The organism is Cellulomonas sp. ACRRI (assembly GCF_022346185.1).
In the GTDB taxonomy this organism is placed as follows: domain Bacteria; phylum Actinomycetota; class Actinomycetes; order Actinomycetales; family Cellulomonadaceae; genus Cellulomonas.
Genome location: NZ_JAKRMS010000152.1, coordinates 1 through 8,693, shown reverse-complemented (window position 1 = coordinate 8,693; position 8,693 = coordinate 1). Strand labels below are relative to the sequence as shown.

Here is an 8,693-nt window from a genome sequence, read left to right as displayed (position 1 = left end):
GCGTCTGCGCCACCGTCATCCCTGCCTTCTCCATGACGCGCTGCGACGGGCGGTTCAGCGCCATCGTCGCGCCCCAGACGACGCGCACGTCGAGGTCGGTGAACGCCTTGGCGAGCAGGGCGGACGACACCTCCGTCGCGTAGCCCCGACCCCAGGCCGCGCGGCGCAGCCGGTAGCCGAGCTCGACCTCGTCCAGCGGGCCGTCGCGCTCGGGGCGCAGGCAGAACCACCCGAGGAACGCCCCGCCCGCCGTCTCGTACGCGGCGAACAGGCCGAACCTGCCGGCCCACCGGTCGTAGCCGGCGAGGACGCTCGGGAGGTCGCGCTCGCGGACCAGCTCCGGCGCGGTCGGCTCGCCACCGGAGAGGTAGCGCATCACCGCGGGGTCGCTGTCGAGCTCGACGAGCAGGCCGGCGTCGGCCGGGCCGAACGGCCTCAGCGTCACGCGCTCGGTGCGCAGGTACGTGTCCACGGCCGCCAGCATGCCGGACCGGCCGGCCGGGGCGGCGGTGCCCCGGGCCGGCCGTCGTCGGTCAGATCAGCTCGACGCGGTCCGCCTGCGGGCCGCGGTCGCTCTGGCGGACCTGGTACCGGACGCGGTCGCCCTCGAAGAGCGCCTCCTCGCGCTGGAGGACCGAGACGTGCACGAACAGGTCCGGGCCGCCGTCGTCGGGCGTGATGAAGCCGAAGCCCCGGTCCGCGTCGTAGCGCGCGACGACGCCCTGGCCGCCGCGCTGCGGGGCGCGGGACGGCGCCGGGCCCCGGCCGGCGTCGCGGCGGTCCGACCCGCCGCGGCCACCTCGCGACCCACCGCCGACCAGCCGGACGCCCTGGGCCTGGAGGCCCTTCTCGCCCTCGGAGGCCCGGTAGCTCACCCGGTCGCCCTCGACCAGCTCGCCGATGTCCCCGGAGAGCGACCGGGCGTGCACGAACACGTCCTGGTCACCGGAGTCCGGCGTGATGAAGCCGAAGCCCTTGCCCGCGTCGTACCAGGTCACGGTGCCGTCGGCGCCGTCGTCCCGCGCAGCCGGCTGGCCGGCGCCCGCCACGGAGGCAGCGGACAGCGGGAGGACGTGGTCGGCCTGCGGGCCCTTCTCCCCCTCGACGACCAGGAACGCGACCGGCTGGCCGTCGGTGAGGACGCCGCCGCCGACGATCGCCGAGCTGTGCACGAAGATCTCGCCCCGGCCGTCGCCGGGCGTGAGGAAGCCGTAGCCCTTGGCCGGCTCGTACCAGTTGACCGTGCCGAGCACGCCCTGGGCGGTGTCGGCACCGACGTCACCGGTGACCCGGACCCCGCGGGCCTGGGGGCCGCGGTCGCTCTCGCCGATCTCGAACTCGACGGCCTGGCCCTCGCGGAGCGACGCCGGGCCGTCCTGGCCGACGATCTCGGACGCGTGGACGAACAGGTCCTCGGCGTCGTCGCCGAGCGCGATGAAGCCGAACCCTCGCTCGGTGTCGAACCAGCGGACGGTTCCCTGCGGCACGGTGGTACTCCTCGGTGGTGACGGCGGATGCTGCCCCCAGTGTCCCCCCGTCGCCCGCGCGGGACGAACCGCCCGGGGTGGCGGGGCGGTAGCGTCGCGGCGTGGTCCGCCGTCGCAAGGTCTCGTCCGGGGCGTCGCCGTCGACCCGCGCGCGCTACGCGAAGCGCCGGCGGCGCCGGGTCGCGCTCGCCGACAACGACCTGACCGCGACCGACTGGGCGGACCTCGTCGCCGCGTGGGGCGGCGCGTGCGCGTACTGCGGGGCCCCCGGGCCGGCGCTCCAGCGCGACTGCGTCCTGCCGATCTCCCGCGGCGGCCGCTACACGCTCGAGAACGTCGTGCCGGCGTGCGCGTCCTGCAACGCGAGCAAGCACAACGACGAGGTCACCGGCTGGCTCCGGCGCAAGAAGCTCGACGAGCGGGCGTTCCTCGTCCGGCACGCGACGATCCTGCGCGACCTGCGCCCCGCGGAGCCGGCCGCGCCGGGCGGCCCGGTGTGACCAGACGCACCGTGGGCTCCCGCGGGTCCGCGCCGTAGGATCCTCCGGGCCCCGCGCGACCGCGGCGCCCTTCTCCCCACCCAGGACGGACGGCGCATGAGCGCGCAGACGACCACGCCCGCGCAGCACCCGGACGAGCTCGGCGACGAGGACCGCGACCTCGCGACCGGCACGGACCTCGACCCGGCGGCCGACGTGCCCCCGGGCGTCGACCCCGCCGCGTTCGCCACCTTCCTGCGCGTCGCCGACCAGGTCGCCGCCCTGCCGCAGACGCACCCGCAGCACGCCGCCGCCCGCCGCGCCGCGTCCGCGATGTTCAAGGCCGCCAAGAAGCACCGCCGCGGCGAGAAGCGCCGGCTCATCGCCGAGGCCGACGCCGCCGTCGTCGCCGCGACCGCGACCGGCAGCCCGGGTCGCATCGACGACGAGACGGCCGGCATCCCGATCACGTCGTCGGCGACCGGCGCGATCGCGGGGACGCTCCTCCGCGCGCGCCCCTGCTACGTCTGCAAGCAGGACTACACGGTCGTCGACGCGTTCTACCACCAGCTGTGCCCGGACTGCGCGGCGCTGCACCACGCCAAGCGCGACGCCCGCACCGACCTCACGGGCCGCCGCGCGCTGCTCACCGGCGGCCGCGCCAAGATCGGCATGTACATCGCGCTGCGGCTGCTCCGCGACGGCGCCGACCTGACCATCACGACGCGGTTCCCGCAGGACGCGGTCCGCCGGTTCCGGGCGATGGACGACTCCGCCGAGTGGATCGACCGGCTGCACGTCGTGGGGATCGACCTGCGCGACCCGGCGCAGGTGGTGTCGCTCGCCGACCACGTCGCCGCGCAGGGGCCGCTCGACATCCTCATCAACAACGCCGCCCAGACCGTCCGCCGGTCGCCGGGGGCGTACGCGCGGATCGCCGAGGCCGAGGACGCCCCGCTGGCGGCCGAGGACGCGCGCATGATCACGACCTTCGGCCGCACCAGCGACGCGCACCCGCGCGCGCTCGCCGGGTCGGTCAGCGAGCTGACCAGCCCCGCGCTGGCGATCGAGCGGGCCGCGCGCGCCGCCGCGGACGAGCTGACCGCGCAGTCGCTCACGGCCGAGGCCGCGAGCCTGGAGCGGCTGGTCGCCGGGACGTCGATCGACGCCGGCGGGCTGATCCCGGACGTCGCCGAGACGAACTCCTGGGTCGCGACGGTCGAGGACGTCGACCCGATGGAGCTGCTCGAGGTCCAGCTCTGCAACCAGACGGCGCCGTTCATCCTGATCAGCCGGCTGCGGCCCGCCCTGGCCGCGTCGCCCGCCCGGCGCACCTACATCGTCAACGTGTCGGCGATGGAGGGCGTGTTCGCCCGCGGGTACAAGGGCCCGGGCCACCCGCACACGAACATGAGCAAGGCCGCGCTCAACATGCTGACCCGGACCAGCGCCGGCGAGATGGTCGCCGACGGCATCCTCATGACGGCCGTCGACACCGGGTGGATCACCGACGAGCGCCCGCACCCGACCAAGGTCCGCCTGGCCGAGGAGGGCTTCCACGCCCCCCTCGACCTGGTCGACGGCGCCGCGCGGGTCTACGACCCCGTCGTGCGCGGCGAGGCCGGCGAGGACCTGTACGGCTGCTTCCTCAAGGACTACGCGCGCTCCCAGTGGTGACCGCGGCGCGCCGCCGGCAGGTCAGGCGGGCTCGACCGGCAGCCAGAGCTCGACGGTCGCGGTGCTGAAGTCGTCGGCGCGGTCGAGGACCGCCACGACCTCCGGGCCCGGCCGCAGCCGCCACGGGTTCGACGGGAACCACTCGGTCGCCGTCGCGGCCCACACGGACTGCAGCGTCTCCGGGTAGGGCCCGGCGGCGCGGAAGACCGCCCACGACCCGGGGGTCACCGGCAGGACGTCGAGGTCGCCGGGGACCTCCACCTCGTCCGAGACGGCGACGCCGTGCAGGTAGGTGAGCTCCGAGCCCTCGCGCCGGTCGGGGTCGAGGTCGGCGCTGACGGCGAGCAGGCCGGCCGGCTCGGCGTCGCCCAGCGCCTTCAGGCGCGCGTGCTCCTCGGGCGGGAGCGAGGCGACGTGCTGCTGGATCGCGGGGTTGACCCCCTCGTGCACGAGCGGGACGCGGGCGGCGTGGCCCGCGAGGCGGAAGCCGGGCCGGGTGACGAGTCGGACGTCCATGGGTGCTGCTCCTTCGACGGTCAGGCGGAACCTGAGGCGGGGTTGGGTCCGGAGGGGGCCGCCGTCGCGCCGGGCCCGGCCCGGGCTGACGCCGTGCACCGCGCGGAACGCCCGGCCGAAGGCCTCGGCCGACCCGTAGCCGTACCGCACGCCGATCCCGAGCAGGTCACCGCGGCCGTCGACGACCTCCGCGGCCGCGACCGTCATCCGCCGGCGGCGCACGTACTCCGACAGCGGCATCCCGGCCAGCGAGGAGAACAGGCGCCGCAGGTGGTACTCGGTGGTGCCGAGGGCGGCGGCGAGGCGGGCGACGTCGAGGTCCTCGTCGAGGTGGTCCTCCACGAGGTCGACGAGCCGGTTGAGCGAGGCGATCACGGTGCTCCCTTCCGTGCTCCACCCTGGCGGGCCGCCGGGCCGCGCGACCCGATCATCCTGGCCCGATCCGGTCAGGATCTCCCGGTATTCAGTGTTGCCAAGTACCGGTACCTAGCGTTACGTTGTACCGGTAGTCAGCGACACCGAGTACAGGAGGCCTCCGATGGCCAGCCAGATGACCGAGATGCTCAAGGGCACGCTCGAGGGGATCGTGCTCGCGATCCTCTCGTCCCGCCCGGCGTACGGCTACGAGATCACCACGCAGCTCCGCGACGAGGGGTTCGCCGATCTCGCGGAGGGCACCGTGTACGCGCTCCTGGTCCGGATCGAGCAGCGCGGGTTCGTCGACGTCACCAAGGTGCCGTCCGAGAAGGGCCCGCCGCGCAAGGTCTACACGCTCAACGCCGCGGGCCGCGCCCAGCTCGACGAGTTCTGGGCCACCTGGGCGTTCCTCGCGGGGCGGATCGAGCACCTCCGCACCGCCGGCACCGACTCCGGCACCACCCACGGCACCACCGACAGCATCGAAGGGGACGACTGACATGGTCGCGAAGTGGATCGAGGCCCTGACGGGCTCGCTCGAGCAGAAGAAGCAGTACCGGCAGGACATGGCGCGGATCAAGGCGCTGCCGGAGCCGTACCGCGCCGCCGCGAAGGCCACCCACCGGTACCTCATGTACTCCGGCGGCGTCACGGACGGCGACACGATGGTCACGATGTTCACCGACCTCGCGGACCTGTGGGAGCGCGCGGCGACCGACGGGACCCCGGTGCGCGACGTCGTGGGCGACGACCCGGTCGAGTTCGCCGAGACGTTCGCCCAGGCGTACATCGGCGACCGGTGGATCGACAAGGAGCGCGCCCGCCTGACGCAGGCGATCGACGAGGCCGAAGGGGACGTCCGGTGACCGCCGGGGCCGCCGGCACCCCCGGGCCGGTCGTCGCCGTCCACGGCGTCGAGAAGTCGTTCGGCGACCTGCGCGTGCTGCGCGGCGTCGACCTCGAGGTCGCCCCCGGGACGATCGTCGCCCTGCTCGGCTCCAACGGCGCGGGCAAGACGACGCTCGTCCGCATCCTGTCGACGCTGCTCAAGCCCGACGCGGGCACGGCGACGGTCCACGGGTTCGACGTCGTGAGCCAGGCCGCCGACGTCCGGGAGTCGATCAGCCTCACCGGCCAGTTCGCGGCCGTCGACGGGATGCTCACCGGGCGGGAGAACCTCCGGCTCGTCGCCCGGCTCCGGCACCTGCCCGACCCGGGCGCGGTGGCGGACCGGCTGCTCGACCGGTTCGCGCTCACCGAGGCGGGCGGGCGCCGGGCGTCCACCTACTCCGGCGGCATGCGGCGCCGGCTGGACATCGCCATGAGCCTGATCGGCGACCCGCCGGTGATCTTCCTCGACGAGCCGACCACGGGGCTCGACCCGCAGGCCCGCAACGAGGTGTGGCGGACCGTCGAGGAGCTGGCCACCGGCGGTACCACCGTCCTGCTCACCACGCAGTACCTGGACGAGGCGGAGCGCCTCGCCGACCGGATCGCCATCCTGCACGAGGGGACGATCATCCAGGACGGCACGCTCGCCGAGCTCAAGCAGCTGCTCCCGCCCGCGCGGGTCGAGTACGTCGAGAAGCAGCCCACGCTCGAGGACGTCTTCCTCGCCCTCGTCGGTGCCGGCGACCAGCCGGCCGGGAAGGACCCGCGATGAGCGCCACCGCCACCGCCCACGTCGTCGGCGACACCGTCGCCCTCACCGACCGGTCGCTGCGGCACATCCTGCGCAGCCCCGACACCATCATCACGACCGCCGTCACACCGGTCGCCCTCATGCTCCTGTTCGTCTACGTGTTCGGCGGCGCGATCCACGGCGGGTCCACCGCGTCGTACGTCGACTACCTGCTGCCCGGCATCCTGCTCATCACCATCGCGTCGGGCGTCGCGTACACCGCGTACCGGCTGTTCCTGGACCTCCAGGGCGGGATCGTCGAGCGGTTCCAGTCCATGCCGATCGCGCGGCCGAGCGTCCTGTGGGCGCACGTGCTGACGTCGATGGCGGCGAACCTGACGTCCGTGGTGCTGGTCGTCGGCATCGCGCTGCTGATGGGGTTCCGCACGGGGGCGTCCGTCCTCGCGTGGCTGGCGGTCACCGGGATCCTGGTGCTGTTCACGCTGACGCTGACCTGGATCGCCGTCCTCGCGGGGCTGTCCGCGAAGACCGTCGACGGGGCGAGCGCGTTCTCCTACCCGCTCATCTTCCTGCCCTTCATCAGCTCGGCGTTCGTCCCGACGGACTCGATGCCGACGGCGGTCGCCTGGTTCGCCGAGCACCAGCCGGTCACCGCCGTGGTGGACTCGATCCGCGCGCTGTTCGCCGGGGAGCCGGTCGGGGCCGACCTGTGGGTGGCGCTGGCGTGGCTCGTCGGGATCCTCGGGCTGGCGTACGCGCTGGCGGTCCGTGCCTACCGGCGCAAGGTGGGGTGAGGGTCAGGCGGTGGTCAGGACGGGCGCGAAGGGCACCAGCTCCTCGCGCCCGTCCTCGACGACCAGGCAGGTGCTCTCCGGGACCTCGAGCCAGGCGCCCTTGAGATCGCCGAGCGGCTCCGAGACGACGATCCGGGTGTCGTCGGACAGCCCGTGCAGGACCGGGTTGTCCGGGTACTGCGCGCGCAGCACGGCGACGTCCCGGTTCCGGAACAGCGACCGCGACCGGCCCTCGGAGGAGTACCGGAACGTCCACAGGCGCTGCCCGTCGGTCGTCGCGAACGTCCCCTGCACCGGGAACGCGACGCCGTGCCGCAGCGCCACGTCCTCGATCAGCCCCACCGCCGCGGCGACGGCGGCCGGCGGGTCGTCGGTCAGCCCGAACGTCAGCGCCAGGTAGAACAGGGTCTCCGAGTCCGTGGAGCCCTCGATCAGCGGGTAGAGCGTCGGGTCCACGGCCATGCGCAGGTCGCGCTTGAGGGTGCTGAACCCGTTGATCACGCCGTTGTGCGCGAACAGCCACTGCCCGTGCCGGAACGGGTGGCAGTTGGTCTGCTGCACGGCGGTCCCGGTGGTGGCGCGGATGTGCGCGATGACCATGCCGGACCGGATGTGCTGCGACAGCTCGCGCAGGTTCCGGTCGCTCCACGCCGGCTCGATGCTGCGGAACAGCCCGGGGATCGGCGAGTGGTCGTCGTACCAGCCGACGCCGAACCCGTCGCCGTTCATCGGCTCGACGCCCAGCCGGCTGTGCCGGCTCTGCATCACGAGCGAGTTCTCCGGCTTGTACAGCAGCTCGTCCAGCGTCACCGGCGATCCCGTGTACGCGAGCCATCGGCACATGGCGGCCTCCCGAGTGGGTGGGCCCGCGTCGTCGCCGGCCCTTCGTGGCCACTGTGCACCGGGGCCTCGCAGGACGGCCCCGTGAGTGCGGTCCGCCTACGCCTCGGGGTCCCAGCGCGACGGCACGAGGTCGGCCAGGAGCGTCCGGTGCGCCCACCGCGCCCACGCGAGGGCGCTCCACCCGCCCCGCCGCACGAGCGCGTTCCACGTCTCGGGCCCGAGCACGAGCGCCACCACGTCGGTCGCCCGCTCGACGTCGAGCCCGGGCCGGAGCACCCCGTCCCGGTCGCACGCCTCGACGAGCAGCCGGTGCACCGCCCGTCGCCGCGCCTCGTCCCGCTCCCACGCCGCGTGCAGCACCGGGTCGCCGACGGCGTGCGCCCGCACCAGGTCCTGCACCGCGGCGGCCCGGCCGAGCAGCTCGGCGGCGCCGCGGGCGTGCAGGAAGACCCGCCGGGCGGGGTCCGGCTCGGCGACGACAGCACGCACCCACGGCTGGTCGGCGAGGTCGGGCGCGGCGTCCCGGCGGTCGGCCCCGTCGACGGCGTGGTCGAGGCAGCCGACGAGGATGTCGGACTTGGACGGGTAGGAGTAGTAGACGGTCTGCACCCCGAGCCCCGCCGCCCGGCCGACGGCGGTGATCGTCGTCGGGCCGTACCCGTCGCCGAGGAACAACCGGGTGGCGGCCTCCGCGATCCGCGCCCGGGAGGCGGCGGCCCGGGCGGCGCGCCCGTCCCGCGGAATCGCGGTGTCGCTGCTGGTCACCCGGGTAACGGTAGCAGCACTACACAAACCTTCCCGTAGCGCCACTCCCACAACCCCCGCCACCCCTGGCACC

At 74.3% G+C, this 8,693-nt stretch carries 11 protein-coding genes and 1 pseudogene; 6 read left to right on the top strand and 6 right to left on the bottom strand.

Annotated elements, in window-relative coordinates; translation table 11 throughout:
* The 3 genes and pseudogenes from MHY85_RS18820 to MHY85_RS22070 all read right to left on the bottom strand — a co-directional run.
* Window positions 1-472, bottom strand: a 472-nt coding sequence (locus MHY85_RS18820; RefSeq protein ID WP_239199450.1) for a GNAT family N-acetyltransferase, incomplete at its 3' end; no start/stop codon positions are given.
* Between the two features lie 61 nt (window positions 473-533).
* Window positions 534-1,253: a cold-shock protein gene (locus MHY85_RS21670; protein ID WP_374234095.1), complete on the bottom strand. Its 720-nt coding sequence runs from the start codon at window positions 1,251-1,253 to the stop codon at window positions 534-536.
* Window positions 1,254-1,289: 36 nt separating this feature from the next.
* Window positions 1,290-1,487: pseudogene (locus tag MHY85_RS22070) on the bottom strand (cold-shock protein); the annotation flags it as partial.
* A gap of 101 nt (window positions 1,488-1,588) precedes the next feature.
* Between MHY85_RS22070 and MHY85_RS18800 the strand changes: the two are divergent.
* The gene (locus tag MHY85_RS18800; RefSeq protein WP_239199447.1) at window positions 1,589-1,987 is read left to right on the top strand and encodes an HNH endonuclease; all 399 of its coding nucleotides are present in this window, start codon (window positions 1,589-1,591) and stop codon (window positions 1,985-1,987) included.
* A gap of 96 nt (window positions 1,988-2,083) precedes the next feature.
* A complete protein-coding gene (locus tag MHY85_RS18795) occupies window positions 2,084-3,643 on the top strand; it encodes an SDR family oxidoreductase (protein WP_239199444.1) in 1,560 nt (519 codons plus the stop codon).
* A gap of 21 nt (window positions 3,644-3,664) precedes the next feature.
* On the opposite strand, the gene MHY85_RS18790 is transcribed toward MHY85_RS18795, so the two are convergent.
* The gene (locus MHY85_RS18790; RefSeq protein WP_239199441.1) at window positions 3,665-4,534 is read right to left on the bottom strand and encodes an AraC family transcriptional regulator; all 870 of its coding nucleotides are present in this window, start codon (window positions 4,532-4,534) and stop codon (window positions 3,665-3,667) included.
* Window positions 4,535-4,697: 163 nt separating this feature from the next.
* On the opposite strand from MHY85_RS18790, the gene MHY85_RS18785 reads away from it, so the two are divergent.
* The 4 genes from MHY85_RS18785 to MHY85_RS18770 are packed head-to-tail and all read left to right on the top strand — an operon-like array spanning window position 4,698 to window position 7,012.
* Complete coding sequence (locus tag MHY85_RS18785; RefSeq protein ID WP_239199438.1) at window positions 4,698-5,075, top strand: PadR family transcriptional regulator; 378 nt, start codon at window positions 4,698-4,700, stop codon at window positions 5,073-5,075.
* Between the two features lies 1 nt (window position 5,076).
* Window positions 5,077-5,442 carry a DUF1048 domain-containing protein gene (locus MHY85_RS18780; RefSeq protein ID WP_239199435.1) on the top strand — a complete coding sequence of 122 codons (366 nt, stop codon included), beginning with the start codon at window positions 5,077-5,079 and terminating at the stop codon, window positions 5,440-5,442.
* Window positions 5,439-6,239 (top strand): ABC transporter ATP-binding protein, encoded by an 801-nt coding sequence (locus tag MHY85_RS18775; protein ID WP_239199432.1) that lies wholly within the window; start codon window positions 5,439-5,441, stop codon window positions 6,237-6,239. The genes MHY85_RS18780 and MHY85_RS18775 overlap by 4 nt, the downstream gene beginning before the upstream one ends.
* A complete protein-coding gene (locus tag MHY85_RS18770) occupies window positions 6,236-7,012 on the top strand; it encodes an ABC transporter permease (RefSeq protein ID WP_239199429.1) in 777 nt (258 codons plus the stop codon). Before MHY85_RS18775 ends, MHY85_RS18770 begins: the two co-directional genes overlap by 4 nt.
* A 3-nt stretch (window positions 7,013-7,015) precedes the next feature.
* Here MHY85_RS18770 and MHY85_RS18765 read toward each other — a convergent pair whose 3' ends face one another.
* Window positions 7,016-7,855, bottom strand: coding sequence for a class II glutamine amidotransferase (locus MHY85_RS18765; RefSeq protein WP_239199426.1), 840 nt, complete (start codon window positions 7,853-7,855; stop codon window positions 7,016-7,018).
* A 96-nt stretch (window positions 7,856-7,951) separates the two neighbouring features.
* Complete coding sequence (locus MHY85_RS18760) at window positions 7,952-8,620, bottom strand: TetR/AcrR family transcriptional regulator (RefSeq protein WP_239199423.1); 669 nt, start codon at window positions 8,618-8,620, stop codon at window positions 7,952-7,954.
* Window positions 8,621-8,693: the final 73 nt, after the last annotated feature.

Coding starts and splice junctions, on each gene's coding strand:
- MHY85_RS18795 (WP_239199444.1), top strand. CDS start 2,084: ATGAGCGCGCAGACGACCACGCCCGCGCAGCACCCGGACGAGCTCGGC.
- MHY85_RS18785 (WP_239199438.1), top strand. CDS start 4,698: ATGGCCAGCCAGATGACCGAGATGCTCAAGGGCACGCTCGAGGGGATC.
- MHY85_RS18780 (WP_239199435.1), top strand. CDS start 5,077: ATGGTCGCGAAGTGGATCGAGGCCCTGACGGGCTCGCTCGAGCAGAAG.
- MHY85_RS18770 (WP_239199429.1), top strand. CDS start 6,236: ATGAGCGCCACCGCCACCGCCCACGTCGTCGGCGACACCGTCGCCCTC.
- MHY85_RS18765 (WP_239199426.1), bottom strand. CDS start 7,855: ATGTGCCGATGGCTCGCGTACACGGGATCGCCGGTGACGCTGGACGAG.